Source organism: Methylobacterium sp. Leaf465 (assembly GCF_001424705.1).
Classification (GTDB): domain Bacteria; phylum Pseudomonadota; class Alphaproteobacteria; order Rhizobiales; family Beijerinckiaceae; genus Methylobacterium.
This window is the reverse complement of sequence record NZ_LMRA01000023.1, coordinates 502,093-524,696: the sequence shown is the minus strand read 5'-3', so window position 1 is coordinate 524,696 and position 22,604 is coordinate 502,093. Positions and strand designations below refer to the sequence as shown.

The 22,604-nt window shown below is 69.3% G+C and carries 24 protein-coding genes; 9 read left to right on the top strand and 15 right to left on the bottom strand.

The annotated features are described in order from the left end of the window. Position 1 precedes the first annotated feature (1 nt). On the bottom strand, positions 2-1,006 hold the full coding sequence (locus ASG51_RS14685; RefSeq protein WP_056270872.1) for a MoxR family ATPase: 1,005 nt from the start codon (positions 1,004-1,006) through the stop codon (positions 2-4). Positions 1,007-1,245: 239 nt separating this feature from the next. On the opposite strand from ASG51_RS14685, the gene ASG51_RS14680 reads away from it, so the two are divergent. The 4 genes from ASG51_RS14680 to ASG51_RS14665 are packed head-to-tail and all read left to right on the top strand — an operon-like array spanning position 1,246 to position 3,992. Next, positions 1,246-1,827, top strand: coding sequence for a DUF1285 domain-containing protein (locus tag ASG51_RS14680; protein ID WP_056381535.1), 582 nt, complete (start codon positions 1,246-1,248; stop codon positions 1,825-1,827). Next, positions 1,824-2,465, top strand: a complete 642-nt coding sequence (locus ASG51_RS14675; RefSeq protein ID WP_056381532.1) for a CoA pyrophosphatase — start codon at positions 1,824-1,826, stop codon at positions 2,463-2,465. Before ASG51_RS14680 ends, ASG51_RS14675 begins: the two co-directional genes overlap by 4 nt. Positions 2,466-2,499: 34 nt before the next feature. Next, entirely contained in the window at positions 2,500-2,757 is a 258-nt protein-coding gene (locus tag ASG51_RS14670) for a DUF6111 family protein (RefSeq protein ID WP_056212558.1), read from the top strand. Then, complete coding sequence (locus tag ASG51_RS14665) at positions 2,754-3,992, top strand: CCA tRNA nucleotidyltransferase (protein WP_056381530.1); 1,239 nt, start codon at positions 2,754-2,756, stop codon at positions 3,990-3,992. Before ASG51_RS14670 ends, ASG51_RS14665 begins: the two co-directional genes overlap by 4 nt. 21 nt (positions 3,993-4,013) lie before the next feature. On the opposite strand, the gene atpC is transcribed toward ASG51_RS14665, so the two are convergent. The 8 genes from atpC to ASG51_RS14625 form a co-directional block, all read right to left on the bottom strand. Beyond that, entirely contained in the window at positions 4,014-4,415 is a 402-nt protein-coding gene (gene atpC / locus ASG51_RS14660; protein WP_056212562.1) for an ATP synthase F1 subunit epsilon, read from the bottom strand. Between the two features lie 82 nt (positions 4,416-4,497). Next, positions 4,498-4,746, bottom strand: coding sequence for a hypothetical protein (locus ASG51_RS14655; RefSeq protein ID WP_056381528.1), 249 nt, complete (start codon positions 4,744-4,746; stop codon positions 4,498-4,500). Positions 4,747-4,750: 4 nt separating this feature from the next. Beyond that, a complete protein-coding gene (atpD, locus tag ASG51_RS14650; protein WP_056212566.1) occupies positions 4,751-6,211 on the bottom strand; it encodes a F0F1 ATP synthase subunit beta in 1,461 nt (486 codons plus the stop codon). Positions 6,212-6,256: 45 nt separating this feature from the next. After that, positions 6,257-7,132, bottom strand: coding sequence for a F0F1 ATP synthase subunit gamma (locus ASG51_RS14645; protein WP_056381527.1), 876 nt, complete (start codon positions 7,130-7,132; stop codon positions 6,257-6,259). A gap of 121 nt (positions 7,133-7,253) precedes the next feature. After that, positions 7,254-8,783, bottom strand: a complete 1,530-nt coding sequence (gene atpA / locus ASG51_RS14640) for a F0F1 ATP synthase subunit alpha (protein WP_056179751.1) — start codon at positions 8,781-8,783, stop codon at positions 7,254-7,256. A 69-nt stretch (positions 8,784-8,852) separates the two neighbouring features. Then, a complete protein-coding gene (locus tag ASG51_RS14635; RefSeq protein ID WP_056381524.1) occupies positions 8,853-9,425 on the bottom strand; it encodes a F0F1 ATP synthase subunit delta in 573 nt (190 codons plus the stop codon). A gap of 255 nt (positions 9,426-9,680) precedes the next feature. Beyond that, positions 9,681-10,391: a DsbA family protein gene (locus ASG51_RS14630; RefSeq protein ID WP_056212572.1), complete on the bottom strand. Its 711-nt coding sequence runs from the start codon at positions 10,389-10,391 to the stop codon at positions 9,681-9,683. A 102-nt stretch (positions 10,392-10,493) separates the two neighbouring features. After that, entirely contained in the window at positions 10,494-11,120 is a 627-nt protein-coding gene (locus ASG51_RS14625; protein WP_056212574.1) for a 2-hydroxychromene-2-carboxylate isomerase, read from the bottom strand. A gap of 208 nt (positions 11,121-11,328) precedes the next feature. On the opposite strand from ASG51_RS14625, the gene ASG51_RS14620 reads away from it, so the two are divergent. Further along, entirely contained in the window at positions 11,329-12,570 is a 1,242-nt protein-coding gene (locus ASG51_RS14620) for an argininosuccinate synthase (RefSeq protein WP_056212576.1), read from the top strand. Between the two features lie 38 nt (positions 12,571-12,608). Here the strand turns inward: ASG51_RS14620 and ASG51_RS14615 are convergent, their stop codons facing one another. The 4 genes from ASG51_RS14615 to mtgA all read right to left on the bottom strand — a co-directional run bounded on the left by ASG51_RS14615 (position 12,609) and on the right by mtgA (position 15,716). Beyond that, positions 12,609-13,505, bottom strand: coding sequence for an NAD(P)H-hydrate dehydratase (locus tag ASG51_RS14615; RefSeq protein WP_056381522.1), 897 nt, complete (start codon positions 13,503-13,505; stop codon positions 12,609-12,611). Next, complete coding sequence (locus ASG51_RS14610; protein ID WP_056381521.1) at positions 13,502-14,266, bottom strand: histidine phosphatase family protein; 765 nt, start codon at positions 14,264-14,266, stop codon at positions 13,502-13,504. The genes ASG51_RS14615 and ASG51_RS14610 overlap by 4 nt, the downstream gene beginning before the upstream one ends. An 80-nt stretch (positions 14,267-14,346) precedes the next feature. Next, positions 14,347-14,913 (bottom strand): hypothetical protein, encoded by a 567-nt coding sequence (locus tag ASG51_RS14605; RefSeq protein ID WP_056381616.1) that lies wholly within the window; start codon positions 14,911-14,913, stop codon positions 14,347-14,349. 104 nt (positions 14,914-15,017) lie between these two features. Continuing rightward, the gene (mtgA, locus tag ASG51_RS14600; RefSeq protein WP_082514021.1) at positions 15,018-15,716 is read right to left on the bottom strand and encodes a monofunctional biosynthetic peptidoglycan transglycosylase; all 699 of its coding nucleotides are present in this window, start codon (positions 15,714-15,716) and stop codon (positions 15,018-15,020) included. A gap of 117 nt (positions 15,717-15,833) precedes the next feature. Between mtgA and ASG51_RS14595 the strand changes: the two genes are divergently transcribed. Together ASG51_RS14595 and leuB are read left to right on the top strand one after the other, a co-directional pair. Beyond that, positions 15,834-16,796, top strand: coding sequence for a polyprenyl synthetase family protein (locus ASG51_RS14595; RefSeq protein WP_056381519.1), 963 nt, complete (start codon positions 15,834-15,836; stop codon positions 16,794-16,796). A gap of 63 nt (positions 16,797-16,859) precedes the next feature. Then, the gene (gene leuB / locus ASG51_RS14590; RefSeq protein WP_056381517.1) at positions 16,860-17,966 is read left to right on the top strand and encodes a 3-isopropylmalate dehydrogenase; all 1,107 of its coding nucleotides are present in this window, start codon (positions 16,860-16,862) and stop codon (positions 17,964-17,966) included. An 88-nt stretch (positions 17,967-18,054) separates the two neighbouring features. Here leuB and ASG51_RS14585 read toward each other — a convergent pair whose 3' ends face one another. Together ASG51_RS14585 and ASG51_RS14580 are read right to left on the bottom strand one after the other, a co-directional pair. Further along, on the bottom strand, positions 18,055-18,462 hold the full coding sequence (locus ASG51_RS14585; protein ID WP_056212588.1) for a hypothetical protein: 408 nt from the start codon (positions 18,460-18,462) through the stop codon (positions 18,055-18,057). A 140-nt stretch (positions 18,463-18,602) separates the two neighbouring features. Beyond that, positions 18,603-19,382 (bottom strand): hypothetical protein, encoded by a 780-nt coding sequence (locus tag ASG51_RS14580; RefSeq protein ID WP_156389715.1) that lies wholly within the window; start codon positions 19,380-19,382, stop codon positions 18,603-18,605. Positions 19,383-19,699: 317 nt separating this feature from the next. On the opposite strand from ASG51_RS14580, the gene ASG51_RS14575 reads away from it, so the two are divergent. Together ASG51_RS14575 and ASG51_RS14570 are read left to right on the top strand one after the other, a co-directional pair. Next, positions 19,700-20,713 carry an LLM class flavin-dependent oxidoreductase gene (locus ASG51_RS14575; RefSeq protein ID WP_056270918.1) on the top strand — a complete coding sequence of 338 codons (1,014 nt, stop codon included), beginning with the start codon at positions 19,700-19,702 and terminating at the stop codon, positions 20,711-20,713. Positions 20,714-20,978: 265 nt separating this feature from the next. Continuing rightward, positions 20,979-22,010 carry an aspartate-semialdehyde dehydrogenase gene (locus tag ASG51_RS14570; RefSeq protein ID WP_056212594.1) on the top strand — a complete coding sequence of 344 codons (1,032 nt, stop codon included), beginning with the start codon at positions 20,979-20,981 and terminating at the stop codon, positions 22,008-22,010. The last annotated feature ends 594 nt before the right edge of the window (positions 22,011-22,604 follow it).

Sequence of the window (22,604 nt, the reverse complement as noted above, 5' to 3'; positions counted from 1 at the left end):
CCTAGAGCTTGCCGGCGAGCTGGGCGATGAGGCCCGAGATGGTCTCACCATCGGCGCGCGCCGCGAAGCTCAGTGCCATGCGGTGCTTGAGCACGGGCTCGGCCAGGGCCTTCACGTCGGCGATAGACGGGGCGACGCGGCCCTCGATCAGGGCGCGGGCGCGCACCGCCAGGGTCAGGGCCTGGCTGGCGCGGGGGCCCGGCCCCCAGAGGAGCTTGCCCTTGAGAGACGGATCGCCGCCCTCGGGGCGGGCGGCGCGCACGAGGTCGAGGATGGCATCGACCACCGCATCCCCGACGGGCAGCCGGCGCACGAGGCGCTGGGCCGTCAGCAGGGACTCGGTGGACATCACCGCCACCGGCTTGTGCTCGTCGACGCCGGTGGTCTCGATCAGGATGCGGCGCTCGGCGGCGCGGTCGGGATAGCCGACGTCGATCTCCAGGAGGAAGCGGTCGAGCTGGGCCTCGGGCAGCGGATAGGTGCCCTCCTGCTCGATCGGGTTCTGGGTCGCCAGCACGTGGAACGGGCGCGGCAGGTCGTGGCGCTCGCCAGCCACCGAGACGAAGTTCTCCTGCATGGCCTGCAGCAGCGCGGACTGGGTCCGCGGGCTGGCGCGGTTGATCTCGTCCGCCATGAGGAGCTGGGTGAAGACCGGCCCCCTGACGAAGCGGAACGACCGGTGGCGATCGGCGTCCTCGTCCAAGATCTCGGTGCCGAGGATGTCGGACGGCATCAGGTCGGGCGTGAACTGCACCCGGCGGGCATCGAGGCCGAGGACGGTGCCGAGGGTCTCGACCAGCTTGGTCTTGGCGAGCCCCGGCAGGCCGACCAGCAGGCCGTGGCCGCCGGCCAGGATCGTCACCAGGGCGAGGTCTACGACCTGCTCCTGGCCGAAGATGACCTTGTGGATCGCCTCGCGGGCCTGCCCCACCGAGCCGAGGCAGGCTTCCGCCGTGGCGACGATGCCGTCATCGAGGGTGGTGGCCGACTGGGAGCCCTGAATCATGCGTCTCGGTCCTGACTTCTCCGCATCGGCCGGCGAGGGCCGCGCGCGGCGGGAATGCGCCATCGAGGGGCGGGCCTGGCGTCGGCCGTCTGTCCGGGAGTGTGGCGCCCTTTGCGGCACGCTGGCAAGGTCGGCGCGACGACGCAGGGTTCGGACCTGCGCGCGCTGGCCTTCGGCGGCGCGGAGAGGACGTCGCGCCGCCGTTCCCCCGCCGTCCGGATGCGCTATCTTGTGACCGCATGACCGAACCGACCCCTCCCGTCGCCGATCCGACGATCGACCGCCTCAGCGCCGCCCTGGGCGATGTGGCGCGCCGCAGCCCGCCGCCGCCGCTGGAGCGCTGGAATCCGCCCTTCTGCGGGGCGATCGACATGCGGATCGCCGCCGACGGGACCTGGCACCACGACGGCAGGCCGATCCGCCGTCCGGCCCTGGTCAAGCTCTTCGGCTCGATCCTGCGGCGCGAGCCCGGTGGCGGCTACGTGCTGGTCACCCCGGTGGAGAGCGTCGGCATCACGGTGGAGGATGCGCCCTTCGTAGCCGTGGAGATGGCGGTCGAGGGCGACGGTCCGGGGAGGCGCATCGCCTTCCGCACCAATGTCGACGACCTCGTGCCCGTGGAAGCCGGCCATGCCCTGCGCTTCGAGCAGGATGCGGGGGGCGGCCTGCGCCCCTACGTCCATGTCCGCCGCGACCTCTGGGCGCTGCTGACCCGGGCGCTGACCTACGACCTCCTCGCCTTGACGGAGGAGCAGGACGGCTGGCTCGGCGTCATGGCCGGCGGCATCTTCCACCGCATCGCGCCCGCCGAGAGCGCATGAGGCAGGACGCTGCGCTGGCGGACCTCGTCGCCCGGGCCTCCGCGTACCTGTCGGCGGAACCGCCGGGCGATGGCGCTCCGACGGCGAACCCGCAGGGCGACCACGACCTCGACGGAACCGATGGGGCGGTGGTGCCGGAGCGCCCCCACCGGCGCGCGGCGGTTCTCGTGCCCGTGATGCCCCGGGCCGAGGGCCCCCATGTGCTGTTCACCGTCCGCGCCGCGCATCTGCGCGATCATTCGGGGCAGATCGCCTTCCCGGGGGGTAAGATCGACGCCGCCGATCCGAGCCCGGCCGATGCTGCCCTGCGCGAGGCTCGCGAGGAAGTCGGACTTCCCGCCGAGGCGATCCGTGTGCTCGGCTACCTGGATCCCTATCTCTCGGCCACGGGATTCCTGGTCCTGCCCGTGCTCGGTCTCGTCGACCCGGAGGCAGACCTGTCGCTGAACCCCGACGAGGTCGCCGCCACGTTCGAGGTTCCGCTGAGCCACCTCCTCGATCCGGCCCAGCGCCGCATCGAAAGCGCGATCTGGCGCGGTCGTCAGCGGCGCTACTACGCCATCACCTACGGCACGTTCCGGATCTGGGGCGTCACCGCCGGGATCGTCAACAACTTGCAGGAGCGCCTCTTCCCGTGACGCAGCGCCCATCCCATCGCGATTCGAGACGTTCATGATCCGCCGCGTCCTCGAAGAACTCCTGATCTTCCTCTCGCCGTTCCTGCTCTACGCCCTCTACCTGGCGGTCCGCGGACGCCGGCCCGACCACGGCGTGCATTGGGACGGGCAGGCCTTCCGCCTGACCCTGGCGGGCATCGTCCTCGTCGTCCTCTCCCTGGTGGCGACGGGGCTCTTCAGCGAACGGCATCGTGGCGGCTACGTACCGCCCCACCTAGAGAACGGCCAGGTCGTGCCCGGGCGGTTCCAGTGAGCGGACACGTCCTCGATGGAGCGGGCCTCGGCCACCTTCTCGACCGACCGGGGGTCCGTCGCGTGCTCGGCGCCCTGTCCGCCGAGGGCGAGGCGACCCGGCTCGTCGGCGGTTGCATCCGCGACGCTCTGCTCGGGCGCGCCGGCGACGACATCGACCTCGCCACCACGCTGCTGCCCCCGGCGGTGATCGCCCGGGCCGAGGCGGCCGGCCTGCGCGCCATTCCCACCGGGATCGAGCACGGGACCATCACGCTGCTCGCGGGCGAAGCCTCCTTCGAGGTCACGACCCTGCGGGAGGATGTCGAAACCGACGGGCGCCGCGCTGTGGTGCGGTTTGGGCGCGACTTTGCCCTCGATGCGCAGCGCCGGGACTTCACCATCAACGCGCTCTCCCTCACGCCCGACGGCACCCTCCACGACACGACCGGCGGGGTCGACGATCTGCGGGCGGGACGCGTCCGCTTCATCGGCGAGGCCCGGACCCGCATTCGCGAGGATGCCCTGCGCATCCTTCGGTTCTTCCGGTTCCATGCCCGCTACGGCGCCGGACCTCCCGACCCGGAGGGCCTGTCGGCCTGCATCTCCGCCCGCGATGCTTTGGATGGGCTCTCGCGCGAGCGCATCCGAGCCGAATTCCTCAAGCTGCTCCTCGCGCCCGGCACGGCTGCGGCCGTCGCGATTTTGAGTGAGACCGGACTGCTGTTGCGGCTGATCGGCGGATTCGGGGATCTCGGGCGCTTCGCCCGTGCCCTAGCGGATGGCTCGAGGACGTCCGCGATCGACCGACTGGCGGCGCTGGCGGTGTGGTCCGCTGCGGATGCCGCACGGCTGGAGGCCAGATTACGGCTCTCGAAGACCGACCTTGACGCCCTCGCGGCCTATGGGCGGGCCCTCGATGCTCTGCATGGACGGGCCATGATCGACGGCACGGAGATCCGACGCCTGGCCGCCGATCACGACCGTCGGGGCCTCTCCCTGGCGCGGACGACCACCCGGAGCGAACCGATGCCGGACCTCTCGCCGGGAGCGGAACGCTATCTCGACGATCTGGCGAGCGGCCGCGTCGGGGCGCCGAAATTTCCCCTCGGGGGGGCCGATCTGGTGGCGCGGGGCGTTCGGCCCGGTCCCGAGATCGGTCGTCGACTCGCCCGGGCCCGTGCCCTGTGGCTGGATCTGGGCTGCCCGGACGATGCGTCCGCGCGCGAGGCCTTGCTCGCGCACGCGGCCGGGTAGGACCTCGTAGGCGATGGGCCTTTAAAGCTTGAGCGCGACCTTGGCGTCGCGGAGTTGGACGATCTGGCCGGTGAGCTCGTCCTTCTTGGCGAAATCCTCGGTGGCGTCGCGCAGGAGTTCGACCGCCTCGATGTCGCGGTCGAGGGACTCCGGCGAGATCTCCTCGAACGGGTTCGCACGCTCGGCGATGACGGTGACGGAGGTCGGGCCGATATCGGCGAAGCCGCCGCGGACCAGGACGCGCTTGCCGGTATGGCCGGCCTCGTTGATCACAATGACGCCGACCTTGAGGGCGGTGAGCACGGGAGCGTGGCCGGGGAGCACGGTCATTTCGCCCTCGATGCCGGGCAGCTGCACGGCCTCGATCTGGCCGGAATACAGCGTCCGCTCGGGACCGACGAAATCGAACTGGAAGGTGGCCATGAGGTCGAGGATCCCGGCTCGGGGTGTCTGTGCGGAGTGACGACGCGCCGGACCCGGAGGGCGCACGCCGTCGTGTTCGTGGTCAGGCGCTGCGGCGATCGGCGACGAAGCCGATCCCGAGGCCCAGCACCGCGCCGATGACGGCGAAGATGCCGATATGCTGCATCTGGCCCGTGGTCAGGGAGCCGCCGCGGGTTCCCGCCGGCGAATCCCCCTGAACCTCGAGGCTGAACGACCCGATCTTGATCTCGGCGGCCTCGGGCCGAGTGAGATACCCGGTGAGACCGCCGACCACGAGACCGACGAGAAGGAGAACGGCTTTGAGGTTCAAGACCTCAGGCCGCCGCGGCGATCTTCTTCGCCTTCTCCTTGGCGTCCTCGATCGTGCCGACCATGTAGAACGCCGCCTCCGGCAGGTCGTCGTACTCGCCGTTCACGAGACCCTTGAAGCCCTTGATCGTGTCGGCCAGCGGGACCTGAATGCCCGGCGAGCCGGTGAAGATCTCGGCCACCGAGAAGGGCTGCGAGAAGAAGCGCTCGATCTTACGGGCGCGGGCGACGGTGAGCTTGTCCTCTTCCGAGAGCTCGTCCATGCCCAGGATCGCGATGATGTCCTGCAGGGCCTTGTAGCGCTGCAGGGTCTGCTGGACTTTGCGGGCGACGTCGTAGTGCTCCTCGCCGAGGACGGCGGGGTTGAGCATGCGCGAGGTGGAGTCCAGCGGATCCACGGCCGGGTAGATGCCCTTCTCGGCGATCGAGCGGGACAGCACGGTCGTGGCGTCGAGGTGGGCGAACGAGGCGGCCGGGGCCGGGTCGGTCAGATCGTCGGCGGGCACGTAGATGGCCTGCACCGAGGTGATCGAGCCCTTGGTGGTGGTGGTGATGCGCTCCTGGAGGGCGCCCATGTCGGTGGCGAGCGTCGGCTGGTAGCCCACCGCCGACGGGATGCGGCCGAGGAGCGCCGACACTTCCGAGCCGGCCTGGGTGAAGCGGAAGATGTTGTCCACGAAGAACAACACGTCCTGGCCCTGGTCGCGGAAGTCCTCGGCGATGGTGAGGCCGGTGAGGGCGACACGCGAGCGGGCGCCGGGGGACTCGTTCATCTGACCGTAGACGAGGGCGCACTTGGAGCCCTCGGCGGAGCCGTTGTGCTCCTTCGGGTCCATGTTCACCTTGGACTCGATCATCTCGTGGTAGAGATCGTTGCCCTCGCGGGTCCGCTCACCGACGCCGGCGAACACCGAGTAGCCGGAGTGCACCTTGGCGATGTTGTTGATGAGCTCCATGATCAGCACGGTCTTGCCGACGCCGGCGCCGCCGAACAGGCCGATCTTGCCGCCCTTGGCGTAGGGGGCGAGAAGGTCGACCACCTTGATGCCGGTGACGAGGATCTGCGACTCGGTGGACTGCTCGGAATAGGCGGGCGCCGGCTGGTGGATGGCGCGCAGGGTGTCCGACTGGATCGGGCCGGCCTCGTCGATCGGCTCGCCGATGACGTTCATGATGCGGCCGAGGGTGTTGAAGCCGACCGGAACCTTGATGGCCTCGCCGGTGTCGGTGACCTCCTGGCCGCGGACCAGGCCTTCCGAGGTGTCCATGGCGATGCAGCGCACGGTGCTCTCGCCGAGCTGCATGGCGACTTCGAGCACCAGGCGGCTGCCGTTGTTCTTGGTCTCCAGGGCGTTCAGGATCTCGGGCAGGTGGCCGTCGAAGTGAACGTCGACCACGGGGCCGATGACCTGGGTGATCTTGCCGACCTTGTTCGAGCCAGCGCCGGGGATCGCGGTGTTCGCCATGTTACGGGTCCTTTGGATATGTTACGGTCAGGGCGTCGTCTGCGCTTAAAGCGCTTCGGCGCCCGAGATGATCTCGATGAGTTCCTTGGTGATCATGGCCTGACGCGTCCGGTTGTAGATCTGCGTCTGCTTCTTGATCATTTCGCCCGCATTGCGCGTGGCGGAGTCCATGGCACCCGTGCGGGCGCCCTGCTCGGAGGCGGCGTTCTCCAGGAGCGCGCGGAACACCTGGACGGTGAGGTTGCGCGGGAGCAGCGTGTCGAGGATGGCCTCCTCGCTCGGTTCGAACTGGAGGGCGGCATCCGGAGCGGAAGCGCCGGTCACCGGCAGCTCGGCCGGGATGAGCTTCTGCGCCGTCGGGATCTGCGAGATCACGGAGCGGAAGCGCGAGTAGAACAGCGTCGCGACGTCGAACTCGCCGGCGTCGAAGCGGGCGATGATGCTGTCGGCGATCTCGGCGGCGAACTCGTAGTCGACCGCCTTGTTGCCGCGCAGGTCGCGGTTCTCGATGATCTCGTCGCGGAACTGGCGGCGGAGGAGATCGTAGCCCTTCTTGCCGACGGTGATCATCTTCACCGTCTTGCCCTCGGCGATCAGCCGGCGGGCATGGTCACGGGCGAGGCGGGCGATCGAGGAGTTGAAGCCGCCGCACAGGCCGCGATCGGCCGTGCAGACGATGAGCAGGTGGGTCTTCTCCGCGCCGGTACCGGAGAGGAGTCGGGGCCCCTGCACGCCGCCGACGAGGTTCGCCGCGAGGTTTCCCAGAACCTGGGACATCTTCTCGGCATAGGGACGCGCGCTCTCGGCGGCCATCTGGGCGCGCCGCAGCTTGGCGGCGGCGACCATCTGCATCGCCTTGGTGATCTTCTGCGTGCCCTTCACCGAGGTGATGCGGTTCCGCAGATCCTTCAAACTCGCCATGGGGTGACTTCCAGATCCATCCGCTGCCGCTCAAGGCGAGGCGCCCGGACGATCCGGGCGCCTGCGCTCGCTCAAGATCCGGTCGCCCGCAGGCGACCGGGTTCGCTGTCGATGCCGCGACTTACGCGAGCGACTTGGCGACGCTCTCGACGACGCCCTTCAGCGTCTTGGCGCTGTCGTCCGACAGGTCCTTCGAGTCGCGGATCTTGGTGAGCAGGTCGGCGTGCTTGGTGCGCAGGGCCGAGAGCAGGGCGTCCTCGAAGGGACGGACCTTGTTCAGCGGCAGGGTGTCGAGGTAGCCGTTCACGCCGGCGTAGATCACCGCCACCTGCTCTTCCATCTTCAGCGGCGAGAACTGCGGCTGCTTCAGGAGCTCGGTCAGGCGCGAACCGCGGTTCAGGAGCTTCTGGGTCGAGGCGTCGAGGTCCGAGCCGAACTGCGCGAAGGCGGCCATCTCGCGGTACTGCGCGAGCTCGCCCTTGATCTTGCCGGCGACCTTCTTCATCGCCTTCGTCTGGGCCGAGGAGCCCACGCGAGAGACCGAGAGACCGACGTTCACCGCCGGGCGGATACCCTGGTAGAACAGGTCGGTCTCGAGGAAGATCTGGCCGTCGGTGATCGAGATCACGTTGGTGGGGATGTAGGCCGAGACGTCGTTGGCCTGGGTCTCGATGACCGGCAGCGCGGTCAGCGAGCCGTTGCCGGCGGCATCGCCCATCTTGGCGGCGCGCTCGAGCAGGCGCGAATGCAGGTAGAACACGTCGCCCGGGTAAGCCTCGCGGCCCGGCGGACGGCGCAGCAGCAGCGACATCTGGCGGTAGGCGACGGCCTGCTTGGAGAGATCGTCATAGACGATCACGGCGTGCATGCCGTTGTCGCGGAAGTACTCGCCCATGGCGCAACCGGCGAAGGGTGCGATGAACTGCATCGGCGCGGCGTCGGACGCGGTGGCGGCGATGACGATCGAGTACTCGAGGGCGCCGTTGTCTTCCAGCGACTTCACGAACTGGGCGACGGTGGAGCGCTTCTGCCCGATGGCGACGTAGACGCAGTAGAGCTTCGCGTTCTCGTCGGTGCCGGCATGGGCCGGCTTCTGGTTCAGGATCGTGTCGAGGGCGATGGCGGTCTTGCCGGTCTGGCGATCGCCGATGATGAGCTCGCGCTGGCCGCGGCCGACGGGGATCAGGGCGTCGATGGCCTTGAGGCCGGTGGCCATCGGCTCGTGCACCGACTTGCGCGGGATGATGCCCGGCGCCTTCACGTCGACGCGGCGACGCTCGGTGGTGGCGATGGGGCCCTTGCCGTCGATCGGGTTGCCGAGGGCGTCGACGACGCGGCCGAGCAGCGCCTTGCCGACCGGCACGTCCACGATCGCGCCGGTGCGCTTGACGGTCTGGCCTTCCTTGATGTCGCGGTCGGATCCGAAGATCACGATGCCGACGTTGTCCTGCTCGAGGTTGAGGGCCATGCCGCGCACGCCCGACTCGAACTCGACCATCTCACCGGCCTGGACGCTGTCGAGGCCGTAGGCGCGGGCGATGCCGTCACCGACGGACAGAACCTGACCGACCTCGGTGACTTCGGCTTCCTGGCCGAAATTCTTGATCTGATCCTTCAGGATCGCGGAGATCTCGGCGGCGCGGATGTCCATCGTCGGGCCTCTTGTCTTGGATTGAATGAATGGGGTTGGGAACGGGAAGCGGTCGGGCCTCGAAAGCTCTTACCGGGCTTCCCGCATCGCGAGGCGAATTCCGTTGAGCTTGGTGCGCAGGGACGCGTCCACCATGCGGCTGCCGATCTTGACCACGAGGCCGCCGATCAGGCTGGGGTCGACCTTGAGGTCGAGGTCGATCTCGGCGCGCGCCACGTCGCGCAGGGAGGCCTTGATCTCCTCCACGACGGCGTCGGAGGGACGCTCGGCGACGGTCACCTCGGCGCGGACGATGCCCTTCGACTCGCGCACCAGGGTGCGGAAGGCGCGGATCATGTCGGGAAGGGCGAACAGTCGACGGTTGGCGGCCGCGAGGCGGATGAAGTTGCCGCCGATGCCGCCGATGCCGGACTTCTCCAGCAGCGAGACGATGGCGGCCTCCTGCTCGGCGCCCGTGAAGATCGGGCTGCGCACGAAGCGTCGCAGGTCGGCGCTCTCCTTGAGCATCGCGTCGAACCGGTCGAGGCTCGCCGCCACGCCATCGACGTCGCGCTCATCGCGCGCCAGCTCGAACAAGGCCGACGCGTAGCGTGCCGCTACGCCTGCAACCGGGGAACCCGCCTCGGAACCGTTCTGCGCCACGCGCCGCTCTCTCTTCAATCCTGCCTGAGGGCTCCGGCCGCGTCGCGCCGTGTTCGGCGCGGGCTCTGAAACCGTCAGGATTGGGAACGTGCCGGTCTGCGCGGGCCATGAAAAGCCCGCCCTTCCGGCGCGGCGAGGGCCTAGCATGCGTGTCCGGGGGGCGCAAGACGATGGAACTTGCGCCGGTGCGTTGTGCAACGCGAGATGCCGAACCCTGTTCCGATGCGGACAAACGGTGGCGAAGGTGAGGCCGCCTCAGCAGGCGATGCGGTCGCAGCGTCGGGTCGCGGCGACCATCCGCGCGAGGGCCTTCGGGCCGGGATGGCCGAGAAGCCCCGTGTTGCCGAGCACGTAGGAGGGGGTCGCGGCGAGGCCGAGATCGGCGGCCATGCGCATCTGCGCCTTGAGGGCGAGACGCACCTCCTCGCTGTCGGCGATGCTTTCGATCTCGGCGGCGGGCACGCCGAGCTTGGCGGCGGCCTGGAGGGCGCCGGGCCCGTCGATCTTGCCGGGCTTGGCCAGCAGCGTTCGATACAGGCTCCACGCCGCTGCCGATCCGAGCTTGCGCTGGATCGCAAGGGCGACCTTCGCGGCCTGGGCCGATTGCACCGCGAGAATGGGATTGTTGATCAGGCCGATTCGCAGCGATGGATCGCTCTCGCTGAGGGAGACCATGTCGGCCGCCGCCTTCCGGCAATACGGGCAATTGTAGTCGAAGAACTCGTACAGGGTCGTCTCGGCCTCGGCCGGTCCGACATAGGTCACCCCGCGCAGAGCTGGAATCTCGCCGACGATCTCGCCGGGCAGACGCATGTTCGCGACCGGGCGGCCCTCGTCGTTGTCCACCTTGAACGCCTGGCCGTAGCCCTGTGCCGCACTCTCCCCGGCGATCGCGAGGCCAGCGGCGAGGCCGGTGGAGGCGAGGAGGAAGCGCCGGCGGTGGAGGCCCGGTAACGCGAAGCTCATGGGGCGGCCCTGGTAGCGTGGGGATCGGGGAAGCGTGCGGAAAGCCGCCCGGCTTCTAGACCCGCCGGTGCCCGACCGCCAGCGCCGCCGCGCCGCCCCGCCTCAGCGCATCGCGCCGGGCCGGTCCCCCGCCGCCCAGGCGAGGGCCTGTTCCAGGCGGTCGTTTCCCCAGAACAATTCGCCGTCGCCGGCCAGGAAGGTCGGTGCGCCGAAGATCCCGCGGGACCGCGCCTCCTCGCCGTTGACGCGCAGCCGCCCCTTGTTCGCCTCCGCCGCCGCCTGCTTCAGGATGATCGTGCCGTCGAGGCCAAGGCCGTTGAGGATCGACACCACGGCGGGCGGCTCGGCGATCGACTGCCCGCGGGCGAACTCGGCCTCGTAGACGGCCTTGGAGAAGGGCACGAGCCAATCGTGGTCCATGCCGTAGGTCGCCGCGCGGGTGGCGCTCAGACTGTTCTGCGGGAAGGGATCGGGGCGCTTGACGGGTGGGAGGCCGAGCCGGGCCGCCTCGCGCTCGACGTCGCGCCACATGTGGCGCCCCTTGGCGGCGTAGAGGTTGAACGGCGAAGAATTCCAGCCCTGCGCGGCGAAGATCGGCCCGACCAGGAACGGGCGCCAGCGGATCTCGACCTCGGCCGCCGCCGCCAGGGCCTCGATCCGCATGGCCGAGAGGTAGGAATAGGTCGATGCGAACTCGTACCAGAATTCGAGGGTCGGCCTGCGCGGCATGCGTCGAATCTCCGGGGTCGAGAACGGTCGTGAGTGTCGCCCGCCCGAGGGCTCGCGACAAGGCGGTTCACGCTCACGGCCACGCTGAGCGAACGCGTCCGACGGCACAGCGGTTGCACGGCCCCGCGCTCCGCTGATAAGCCGCGGCAATCACGACGCGGAGGCGCGCGACGCCGACGCACACGACGCCCGAACCGGAAGCGAGCTCATGACCGACGCGAACCCGAAGCCCGTCAACAAGGTCGTGCTCGCCTATTCCGGCGGACTCGACACGTCGATCATCCTGAAGTGGCTGCAGACGACCTATGGCTGCGAGGTCATCACCTTCACGGCCGATCTCGGCCAGGGCGAGGAGCTCGAGCCGGCCCGCAAGAAGGCGGAACTGCTCGGCATCAAGCCCGAGAACATCTTCATCGAGGATCTGCGCGAGGAATTCGTGCGGGACTACGTGTTTCCGATGTTCCGGGCCAACGCCCAGTACGAGGGCGTCTATCTCCTGGGCACCTCCATCGCCCGGCCGCTGATCGCCAAGAAGCAGATCGAGATCGCCGAGAAGCTCGGGGCGGACGCCGTCTGCCACGGCGCCACCGGCAAGGGCAACGACCAGGTCCGGTTCGAGCTCGGCTACTATGCCCTGAAGCCCGACGTCACGGTCATCGCCCCCTGGCGCGAGTGGGACCTGAAGAGCCGGGAGCAGCTGATCGCCTTCGCCGAGCAGCACCAGATCCCGATCTCCAAGGATAAGCGCGGCGAGAGCCCGTTCTCCGTGGACGCCAACCTCCTGCACGCCTCCTCGGAGGGCAAGGTGCTGGAGGACCCCGCCGACGAGGTGCCGGATTACGTCTACTCGCGCACCCGCTCGCCCGAGGAGGCGCCGGATACGCCGACCGTGATCACCATCGGCTTTGAGACGGGAGACGCGGTCTCCATCGATGGCGAGCGGCTGTCGCCCGCCAGCCTGCTCGCCAAGCTCAACCAACTCGGCCACGACAACGGTATCGGTCGCTTGGACCTCGTTGAGAACCGCTTCGTCGGCATGAAGAGCCGCGGCATGTACGAGACGCCGGGCGGCACCATCCTGCTTCCCGCCCATCGGGCCATCGAGTCGATCACGCTGGACCGGGGTGCCGCACACCTCAAGGACCAGCTGATGCCGCAATACGCGGAGCTGATCTACAACGGCTTCTGGTTCTCGCCCGAGCGCGAGATGCTACAGGCCTTGATCGACAAGAGCCAGGAGATGGTCACCGGCGAGGTCCGGCTGAAGCTCTACAAGGGCGGCGTCCACGTCATCGGCCGCACCAGCCCGAACTCCCTTTATGACCAGGACCTCGTCACCTTCGAGGAGGGCGCCGTCGCCTACGACCACCGCGACGCGGCCGGCTTCATCAAGCTCAACGCCCTGCGCCTGCGCACCCTCGCCCAGCGCAGGAAGAAGCTCGGCGCCTGAGGCGAAACCCGCCGGGTCCCCTCCCCACGGGGACCCGGCTAGACGGACGGACTTGCGGAGAAGCCCTGGAGGATCTGGGGCACCTCGCCGGAAATCTGCCGGGCGAGGAATCCCACGGGCCCGACCGATTTCGCGAGCCGGGCGCCGGCGTCACCGTGGAGGTAGACGCCCCACAGAGCGGCGGTCAGCGGATCGACGCCCCGGGCGAGGATGCCGGTGATGACGCCCGCGAGGACGTCGCCCGAGCCGGAGGTGGCGAGGCCGACGCCGCCGCCATCGTAGTGCCAGTGCGCGCCGTCGGGGGCGACGATCCAGCTCTCGGCGCCCTTCATGATGACCACGGCCCGCAGCATTTCGGCAGCGCGCCGGGCCGCCTTCAGGGGTTCGGCCTCTACGGCCCCGCGGTCCCAGTCCAGGAGCTGCGCCATCTCCCCCGCATGCGGTGTCAGCACCGGCGGAGCGCGAAGGGCGCGCACCGTCTCGGCATGAGCAGCAAGGCCGCAGATGGCGCCGGCATCGAGGACGTAGGCGATCTCGTCCTGGTCCGCGAGCAGCGTGCGGACCAGCGTTGTGGTGATCGCGCAGGTGTTCATGCCGGGTCCGAGCAGCACCGCGTCGCAGCGCCGGGCCGCCTCGGCGATGCGAGGGGCCGCGGCCTCCGCCTCGATCTCGCCCGCGTCGGTCTCCGGGAGACCGATCACCATGGCCTCGGGCACGGCCAGGGCCATCGTCACGGCGACGCTCCGCACGGAGGCGATCTTCAGCTTGCCCGCCCCGGCCCGCAGGGCCGCAACGCCGGCGAGGAAAACGGCGCCCGGCACCTCGGCGCAGCCGCCGAGGACGAGAACGCTGCCGCGGTCGTCCTTGCTGCCGGCCTCCGGGGTCGGAAGCGGACGCGCCCGCAGGCACGCGGCGTCGAGTTCGCTCCCGGTCATCGCACGTCTTCCGTCAGCGAGGGTTCGGCGGTGACGGGAGCGCCTGCCCGCTGGACCGGGGCGACGAAGTTGTAGCGCGCGAGATGGAGGCGGCCGGTGGAACCCGTTTGCGCCCGGAAGGCATATTCCGTGACGGAGCAGTTCAGGACGTCTCCCTCGGCATCGATGCCGAGGATCTCGGCCTCGCTGAGGTTCTCGATGAGGTAGCGCAGACAGAGCACCACCACCTGGTGGGCGACGATCAGGACGCGCTTCTCGCCGTGGTGCAGGGAAATCGTGTCCATGGCGCCGCGCAGGCGCAGGATGACGTCGCACCAGCTCTCGCCGCAGGTAGGGCGATAGTAGAATTTTCCGAGGCGGGCCCGCAATTCGGCCTGTTCCGGATGAAGCGCCTCGACGCCCGTGCGCGTGAGCCGGTCGAGCAGACCGAGTTCCTTCTCGCGCAGTCGCTCGTCGACGGTGTCGTCGGCCGCGTCCGATGCGAGGCCGCCGGCCCGGCGAATGCCCGCGACGGTCTGCTGTGCCCGGAGGTAGGGCGAGCTCAGCACCACGTTCGGACGCTCGGCGTCCGGCATCTCGGAAAACCAGCGCCCCAGCGCCTCGGACTGCCGACGGCCGCGATCGCTCAGGGGAACGTCGACGTCGCGCTCCGGGATGTCGATGCGTTCCAGCCCAGCGTCATGGGCGGCATCGCGCGCGACGTTGCCCGCGCTCTCGCCGTGTCGGACGACCCAGATCCGGCTCGGCCAGCGTTGCAGCATTCGTCACGTTCCTCGGCATGTTCTCCACCGCCAACGTTCCTGCAGGCCGATCCGTTCGCTTGCTGCGTCGTTCGCACCCCTCAAACCGGCTGCCAGCCCGAGGTGCCGCGGGAGAAGTCGCCCGGGCCGAGATCGGCGTAGCGCAGGAAGATCTGGAGCACCGGCTGCATCTCGCGGTGCCCGGTTGGCAGGCCGACCCCCGGGCCGTAGGGCGCGTCCGTGTCCACGGCCGGCACGTCGCGGGCGGCGTCCCAGCGGATCGCCAGGGCTTTGACGCGGGCGACCTGCTCGGCCGCGACGTCGAAGGTGACGTGCTCGGGCGTCTCACCGGTGGCCTCATCGCGAAAGACGTCGCCGACATCGTCGGAGGCAAGCTTCGCCAGGGTGTTGTGATAGGCGTAGCGCCCCGGCTTGAGGACGGCATTGGCGGTGAACACCGCGAGGGCATCGCCCAGGGCCCGGTGCTCCTCGTCGGCCCCGTCGTCGTCGCCGGTGACGTTGAAGATATCGCCGTCGCGGTCGGTGCTGCCGTAGGGCGCGTCGGGGTGGACGATGGGCGCACCGACGCCCTCAGGGTTCCAGGCCACCACCATCCGGCGAATCAGCGCGATGCGCTCGAGGGTGAGTTCGAAGGTCGGCTGGGTCATCGTCGGTCTTTCGCCCATGGGGTCGCGCGGGGGCAGATCGTGGTCGCGGGGGCTCAGCACCGCGATGAGGATGGGCGGCAGGTAGCCGATCCCGTGGCCTCGGGCTACCGCTTCAGGCAGCCCATCAGCCCCGAGACGCCGTTCATCCGCGCTTGGATCCGAGCGGCCTGGGCCCGGACGCCACGCGAGGGCAGAGCTGGATTGCGCAGGATCGGGTTGGGCAGCACGGCGGCCAGCAGCGCCGCCTCCCCGCGGGTGAGGGCGCGGGCCGGCTTGCCGAACCAGCGCCGGGCGGCGGCTTCGGCCCCGAACACCCCCTCCCCCCACTCGGCGATGTTGAGGTAGATCTCCATGGTGCGCGGCTTGCCCCACAGGGTATCGGCCACGAGGGCCAGGGGGATCTCGAGCGCCTTCCGGATCACCGATCGACCCGGCCACAGGAAGACGTTCTTCACCGTCTGCATCGGGATCGTCGAGGCGCCGCGGCTCGGGCCCTCCTCGTCGTCGACCACGTCCCGCAGGGCGCTCCAATCCACGCCGTTGTGCAGGCAGTAGCGCTGGTCCTCCGACGCGATGACGGCCTGGACGAGGTAGGGTGAGATGGCCTCGAGCCCCACCGCCTGCCGGTCGACGGACTGCAGCGTCAACCATCGCCCCAGCATCAGGGTTGAGGGCGGGGTCAGCGCACTATAGACGAGCGCGAGCGACAATAAGAGGACGAGGCCGATGACGGGGAGGAGCAGGATGAGGTTGACGATCCGTCGCAAGCCTCTCGCCCGTGTCCTGCCGGATGCCTCGCGCATCGGCAGCGGGCGCGCCGAAACCTGCCGCAACGGCTGCTCCGCGCTCTCCTCCCGATCCTGAATTCGAACCTCCCCCGCCCACGACACGACACCGTCTGACCGAAGGCCCGACCGAACATGACCTCAACGCAAGGATCCCACGCTTCGGTCAAGGCGGATGCCCCGGTCGACGCGTTTTCCCACAGGCTTGCCACGGTTGCGGACACGGTGGAGGCCTACCTCGCCGAGCGCCTGACCCCGGAGACGCAGGCCGGCGAGATCACCCGTCCGGTGCGCCTGATGGACGCGATGCGCCACGCCGTGCTCGGCGGCGGCAAGCGCCTGCGCCCGTTCCTGGCCATCGAGACCGCCCGGATGCTCGGCGGGACAGAGACCGGCGCCCTCGCAGCCGGCTCGGCCATCGAGCTGGTGCACTGCTACTCCCTCGTCCACGACGACATGCCCGCCATGGACGACGACGACCTGCGCCGCGGCAAGCCCACCGTGCACAAGGCCTATGACGAGGCGACCGCGATCCTCGTGGGCGACGCCCTCCAGACCCTGGCCTTCGAGATCTTGGCCGACGCCGCATGGCAACCCGATCCTGCCGTGCGTGCGGACCTCGTGCTCGGTCTCGCCAAGGCCTCGGGCCTTGGCGGCATGGTCGGCGGCCAGCTCCTCGACCTCGGCGCCGAGGGTCGCTTCGGTCCCGTCTCCCTCGATGTCGACGATACGCTGCAGCTTCAGGCCATGAAGACCGGCGCGATCCTGGCCTTCTCGGTGGAAGCCGGTGCGATCGTCGGCGGCGCGACCCCGGACCAGCGCAAGGCGTTGCTGCGCTACGGCCACGCCCTGGGCCAGGCTTTCCAGATCGCCGACGACATCCTCGACCGCGAGGCTTCGGCCGAAGCCATGGGCAAGGCCACCGGTAAGGACAAGGATGCCGGCAAGGCGACCCTGGTCGACCGCCTCGGCCTCGACGGCGCCCGTGCCGAGTGCGACCGCCTCGTCGGCGTGTGCGAGGAGGCCGTGGCATCCTGGGGCGACAAGGCCGAGACCCTGCGCCAGGCGGCGCGGTTCACGGTGGCGCGCAAGGTCTGACGCCTGATCCGACGGCGGACCGCCTGCCCCCCGTCCTTCGAACATCCATCGCGAGTTGATCCCATGACCCCCTACAAGCTCCTCCTCCTCCCCGGCGACGGCATCGGCCCCGAGGTGATGGCAGAGGTCGAGAAGGTGATCGGCGTTCTGGATGCGCTGGGTCTCGCCCACTTCGAGATCGAGCGCGACCTCGTCGGCGGCAGCGCCATCGACGCCCACGGCAAGCCGCTGACGGACGAGGCCCTGGCCCGGGCCGATGCCGCCGATGCCATCCTGCTCGGCGCGGTGGGCGGCCCGAAATGGGCGGATGTCGCTTACGAGATCCGGCCTGAGGCAGGGCTCCTGCGCCTGCGCAAGGATCTAGGCCTCTTCGCCAACCTGCGTCCGGCGATCTGCTACCCGGCCCTCGCCGAGGCCTCGGCCTTGAAGCGCGAGTTGGTCGAGGGCCTCGACATCATGATCGTGCGCGAGCTCACGGGTGGCGTCTATTTCGGCGAGCCGAAGGAGATCACCACCCTGCCGGACGGCTCGAAGCGCGCCGTCGACACCCAGGTCTACACCACGGCCGAGATCGAGCGGATCGCCCACGTGGCCTTCGACCTCGCACGCAAGCGCTCGGGCCGGGTCGCCTCAGCCGAGAAGCACAACGTGATGAAGTCGGGCGTCCTCTGGAAGGAGGTCGTGACCCGGGTCCATGCCGAGTACAGCGACGTCAGCCTGGAGCACGTGCTCGCCGACAACTGCGCCATGCAGCTGGTCCGCCGCCCGAAGCAGTACGACGTCCTCGTCACCGACAACCTGTTCGGCGACGTGCTCTCGGACGTGGCGGCGATGCTCACCGGCTCGCTCGGCATGCTGCCCTCCGCCTCCCTGGGCGCCGTCGATGCCAAGGGCAGCCGCAAGGCCCTCTACGAGCCGGTCCACGGCTCGGCACCCGACATCGCCGGCAAGGGTTACGCGAACCCCATCGCCATGATCGGCTCGCTGGCCATGTGCCTGCGCTACTCCTTCGGCCTGGGTGAAGCCGCCGACCTTCTGGACTCGGCCGTCACCCGCACCCTCGCGTCCGGCGCCCGCACACGGGACATCGCCGCCGAGGGAACGGCTCCGATCAGCACCGCCGAGATGGGCGACGCGATCATCCGCGAATTGAGGCACGCCGCCGCCTGATTCAGGTGCGGATGTCGCAGCGAGCGACGTCCAAACGAAAACGGGCCCCGTGAGGGGCCCGTCGCATGTCCGGCCTTCGAGGCTGGAATTAATAAGGGTTGCCGAAGCGCGAGACATAGGAGGTCGGGTCGATCGCGTCGATGGCCGACAGGTCGACGTTGCGGATCGCGCTCGAACGAGCGCCGACGAACGGGCCGTTGGTGATCGGATCCGACAGAATGCCACCGCCGAAGCGATCGTTGCGGCCATAGGGGGGCGAGTTCAGGTAGCTCGCAGTGATGAACTGCGGGTTGGTTGCCGGGTTGCTGACCGAGCCGTTGTTCGCCTCGACCACGTTGCCGGCATCGAGCCAGCTCCGCGGACGGATGCGAATCGGCAGGGGCTGGCTGACGCGGTAGCCGGCCGGCGCATAACGCCCCTGGGCCTCGGCAGCGGTGTTCGCGCCGACGGCTGCGAGCGTGAGGGCACCCATCAGGGCAATCGAGACAGAGCGCATGACGCACCTTCGTTGAAGCTGTAGGACTCTAGGCCGGGCTTCCTTAAGAAACTGAGGCCTTCGCATGGAGGGAAGACGTGCCAGCCCGGCCGAGGTTCCCGGATTATGGCCGCGCTTCGCGTGATCGCCGCAGTTTGGCCTCATTTTTTCGTGTGGCCCGACTTTCGTGTGGCCCGGCTTGGGATCGATCCGGTCTCGCTTCCGAAATCCCGCGGCGAAACCGTCGCGACGAGGGCAGGCGGCCCACATCCGGGATCGCGCCGGGCTTCGAAGCTCGCGAAGGCGGCCTCTCGCTCCGGAGAAGCTTGACCGTTCAGCACGACCTTGTCGAGAAGACAGGTGATGGCCCGCGGCTCCGGCGCCTGTCCGAGGGGCGCGCAGAGCCAGCCGTCCAAGCGGAGCGCGTCGGGGTTCAGGCTGGCAAAGCCCGTGCAGGCGCGCTTGCCCTCGCCACCGAGAGTGAACTGGAGGGTCTCCATGGGGCCGAACTTGGTCTCGATGGCACCGCGCTCACCGGTGCGGATCACGGCCAGGGCCTGACCATCCGCGGCCCGTCGGGCCAGGGTGATGAACAGGCTAGGGCCCGGCTCGGTCTCGGATGCTTCGGTCAGGGTCAGGCGCAGGTATGGTGCCTCGATCGTATCGAAGCCGCCCTGGACCAAAAGGTCCTCCCGACGGCCGCTCGACGGATTGAGCCGGGCCGCCTCCGCGCGCGGCGCCTCGATCGCCTCGGGGTCGTTCAGGCGGAAGCGGGGCGCCGACAGGGCGAGGGGCATCGCGGGGCGCACGGCCTGAGCCGAGACCGGCACGAAGCCGGGCCCGGGCGGCGCCTCCATGGCCGGAGCGGCAGGGTCGGGCCCTCCTCCCCGTGCCGCCAGACTCAAGACCGCGACCACGGCCCCCGCTGCCAAGACCTGCATGAGGTGGCGGACCGACGGACAAGGAAGCCGCATCCGCTCCGTAGCCGTCGCGTCCGTTCCCAATCCGTCTCGCTCGAAAACCGTTCGCATCGCGTTCCGGGGTTCTTCGGCGGCCGCGCGCCGCCCGAGCCCATCCTGCTCCCCACTCCGGCAAACCGGGGTTTCCGGATCGGGTGCGGCCTCCGCCTTTCCGACGACAGGGTGAATCGTTGGTATCGACCCATGCGGGCGACACATGCCGGCCCGTGCTTGCAGCGGGCCCTGCCCATCGCGATCTCTCGGTACGGGGCCCACCGCGCGACACACAGAAGGACTTCATGATCCCCCTTTCCGTCCTCGACCTCGCCTTCGTGCCCGAGGGCGCGACGCCTGCCGATGCCCTGCGAAACAGCGTGGATCTCGCCCGCCACGCGGAAGAGCACGGCTATCGTCGCTTTTGGCTCGCCGAGCACCACAACATGATCGGCGTCGCCAGTGCGGCGACGGCTGTCGTGATCGGGCACGTCGCGGCTGGCACACGGACGATCCGCGTCGGCGCGGGCGGCATCATGCTGCCGAACCACGCCCCCCTGGTCATCGCCGAGCAATTCGGTACCCTGGAGACCCTGTTCCCCGGCCGGATCGATCTCGGCCTCGGGCGCGCGCCCGGCACCGATCCGCGCACCACGCGCGCGTTGCGGCGCTCCCCAGATGCCGCCGACACCTTTCCGCAGGACGTGGTGGAACTGCAGGCCCTCTTCGACGACCCGCAGCCCGGACAGACGGTCCAGGCAGTTCCGGGGACGGGGCTGAAGGTGCCCCTTTGGATCCTTGGCTCGAGCACCTACGGCGCGCAGCTCGCCGCGATGCTGGGACTTCCCTACGCCTTCGCCTCGCATTTCGCGCCCGAGCAGCTCTTGCCGGCCCTCGCCCTCTATCGCGAGCGTTTCAAACCGTCAGCGCAGCTCAGCCGCCCGCACGCGATGGTCGGCATCAACGTGGTGGCGGCCGAGACCGACGCCGCGGCGCGCCGGCTCTTCACCTCGGCCCAGCAGCAGTTCACCAACCTCGTGCGCGGCACGCGCGGCCTGCTGCGACCGCCGATCGACGATATCGAGACCTATTGGGCCCCGCACGAGAAGGCACAGGCCTCGCGCATGCTGGCCCGCAGCCTGGTCGGCTCGCCCCAGACCGTGCGGGCGGGGCTCGCCGAGCTGATCCGGGAGACGGGCGCCGACGAGATCATGGTGGCGGCGGCGATCCACGACCAGGGTGCGCGACGAACCTCCTACGCCATCCTGGCGGAGGCGCGGGACGCCCTCGAGGCTGCCCCGGCCGCCCTGGTGGCGTGATCGGAGCGTCCAACCCTTGACAGAGGCGGGAGCGAGGCGTCTTGCTCCCGCCCTTGGCGACTCATGCTGCGATGCGGCGGGCGCCAGACGGCGCGGACCGGGATCGGGCCGCGCACCTTCGCGGCCGGCGGGCCGCCGGCCGCCGCGGGCGGCTCGGCGCACGGCAGGGAGGCTTGAGAACGGCGCCGGTACCGGACGATGCGCTTCGCCAGACCGGCGGGCGCCGCACGGGCCCTCGGCGCCCGTGCAGAGCGGAGTGAAGAGCATGGGTTACAAGGTCGCCGTCGTGGGTGCCACGGGCAATGTGGGCCGCGAGATGCTGGACATCCTGTCCGAGCGCGCCTTTCCGGCGGACGAGGTGGTGGCGATTGCCTCGCGCCGCTCGGCCGGCCAGGACGTGTCCTTCGGCGACAAGATCCTGAAGGTGAAGGCCCTCGATTCCTACGATTTCTCCGATACCGACATCTGCCTGATGTCCGCGGGCGGCGAGACCTCGAAGGAGTGGTCGCCCCGCATCGGTCAGTCCGGCTGCGTCGTGATCGATAACTCGTCGGCGTTTCGCTACCATCAGGACGTGCCGCTGATCGTTCCGGAAGTGAACCCGGACGCTATCCACGGCTTCTCCAAGCTCAACATCATCGCCAATCCGAACTGCTCCACGGCGCAGCTCGTGGTCGCGCTGAAGCCCCTCCATGACGCGGCCACGATTAAGCGCGTGGTGGTGGCGACCTACCAGTCGGTCTCCGGCGCCGGCAAGGACGCCATGGACGAGCTCTTCCAGCAGACCCGCTCGGTCTTCACCGCCGGCGAGATCAAGGCCGAGAAGTTCCCCAAGCGCATCGCCTTCAACGTCATCCCGCACATCGATGTGTTCATGGAGGACGGGTACACGAAGGAAGAGTGGAAGATGGTCGCCGAGACCAAGAAGATGCTCGATCCCAAGATCAAGCTCACGGCCACCGCCGTGCGCGTGCCGGTGTTCATCGGCCACGCGGAAGCCGTGAACGTCGAGTTCGAGCGCCCGATCTCGGCCGAGCAGGCCACCGCGATCCTGCGCTCGGCCCCTGGCCTCATGGTCGTCGATAAGCGCGAGCCCGGCGGCTACATGACCCCGCACGAGGCCGCCGGCGAGGACGCCACCTACGTCTCCCGCATCCGCGAGGACGCTACGGTGGAGAACGGCCTCTCGTTCTGGTGCGTCGCCGACAACCTGCGCAAGGGCGCGGCCCTGAACACCGTGCAGATCGCCGAGATGCTGGTGAACCGCAAGCTCCTGAAGCGGGCCCAGGCGGCCTGAGGTTCGATTTGGGTCCGGACCTCGGGACCCAGACGACCGACAGCGATCATCGACGCCGTCCCGCCCTGCGGGGCGGCGTTTTTCTTGGGCCCGACGCAACGCGGGAGGTCTTCCGGGCTCGCTGTTGCGCCGGACAGTCGTACGCGACGGCAAAGCCTCGGATCGCAACATCCACCGGCGCGGCCCAGCACCATGGGGATTGAGAGGTCTGCGCCGGCGGCGCGCGATCCCGACACCGTGGACTCCGTTCGCGGTACGCACTGCGAGTCCGAAGGGCCGGGCTGCATGGTTCCGATCGGCAACAGGGTACCATCCGCGTGCCCAGCACGACGCCGGGGTCGTTGCAGTCCCATCCGTTCGGGGTGGGGCGCGAGCGGGATCGCCGAGCGGCCCAAGACTGGTCTTCAAATTTTTTCTGATTTCTACCTGGCGCGTTGTGGAACTGCCGCGCGGATCATGGGGCATCAAGGCAGCTACGTAGGCGGTGGTTTTCGCCCAGGCCGGCCCAGGGTCCGGGTTCGACGCAGGGCGGAAACCGCTTGAAAATGGGAGCGAACGCGCCTACTCTGTTGCTATCAGTTCTGGTTGCAGTTG

Coding starts and splice junctions, on each gene's coding strand:
- ASG51_RS14685 (WP_056270872.1), bottom strand. CDS start 1,006: ATGATTCAGGGCTCCCAGTCGGCCACCACCCTCGATGACGGCATCGTC.
- ASG51_RS14680 (WP_056381535.1), top strand. CDS start 1,246: ATGACCGAACCGACCCCTCCCGTCGCCGATCCGACGATCGACCGCCTC.
- ASG51_RS14675 (WP_056381532.1), top strand. CDS start 1,824: ATGAGGCAGGACGCTGCGCTGGCGGACCTCGTCGCCCGGGCCTCCGCG.
- ASG51_RS14670 (WP_056212558.1), top strand. CDS start 2,500: ATGATCCGCCGCGTCCTCGAAGAACTCCTGATCTTCCTCTCGCCGTTC.
- atpC (WP_056212562.1), bottom strand. CDS start 4,415: ATGGCCACCTTCCAGTTCGATTTCGTCGGTCCCGAGCGGACGCTGTAT.
- atpD (WP_056212566.1), bottom strand. CDS start 6,211: ATGGCGAACACCGCGATCCCCGGCGCTGGCTCGAACAAGGTCGGCAAG.
- ASG51_RS14645 (WP_056381527.1), bottom strand. CDS start 7,132: ATGGCGAGTTTGAAGGATCTGCGGAACCGCATCACCTCGGTGAAGGGC.
- atpA (WP_056179751.1), bottom strand. CDS start 8,783: ATGGACATCCGCGCCGCCGAGATCTCCGCGATCCTGAAGGATCAGATC.
- ASG51_RS14630 (WP_056212572.1), bottom strand. CDS start 10,391: ATGAGCTTCGCGTTACCGGGCCTCCACCGCCGGCGCTTCCTCCTCGCC.
- ASG51_RS14625 (WP_056212574.1), bottom strand. CDS start 11,120: ATGCCGCGCAGGCCGACCCTCGAATTCTGGTACGAGTTCGCATCGACC.
- ASG51_RS14620 (WP_056212576.1), top strand. CDS start 11,329: ATGACCGACGCGAACCCGAAGCCCGTCAACAAGGTCGTGCTCGCCTAT.
- ASG51_RS14615 (WP_056381522.1), bottom strand. CDS start 13,505: ATGACCGGGAGCGAACTCGACGCCGCGTGCCTGCGGGCGCGTCCGCTT.
- ASG51_RS14610 (WP_056381521.1), bottom strand. CDS start 14,266: ATGCTGCAACGCTGGCCGAGCCGGATCTGGGTCGTCCGACACGGCGAG.
- ASG51_RS14605 (WP_056381616.1), bottom strand. CDS start 14,913: ATGACCCAGCCGACCTTCGAACTCACCCTCGAGCGCATCGCGCTGATT.
- mtgA (WP_082514021.1), bottom strand. CDS start 15,716: ATGCGCGAGGCATCCGGCAGGACACGGGCGAGAGGCTTGCGACGGATC.
- ASG51_RS14595 (WP_056381519.1), top strand. CDS start 15,834: ATGACCTCAACGCAAGGATCCCACGCTTCGGTCAAGGCGGATGCCCCG.
- leuB (WP_056381517.1), top strand. CDS start 16,860: ATGACCCCCTACAAGCTCCTCCTCCTCCCCGGCGACGGCATCGGCCCC.
- ASG51_RS14585 (WP_056212588.1), bottom strand. CDS start 18,462: ATGCGCTCTGTCTCGATTGCCCTGATGGGTGCCCTCACGCTCGCAGCC.
- ASG51_RS14580 (WP_156389715.1), bottom strand. CDS start 19,382: ATGCAGGTCTTGGCAGCGGGGGCCGTGGTCGCGGTCTTGAGTCTGGCG.
- ASG51_RS14575 (WP_056270918.1), top strand. CDS start 19,700: ATGATCCCCCTTTCCGTCCTCGACCTCGCCTTCGTGCCCGAGGGCGCG.
- ASG51_RS14570 (WP_056212594.1), top strand. CDS start 20,979: ATGGGTTACAAGGTCGCCGTCGTGGGTGCCACGGGCAATGTGGGCCGC.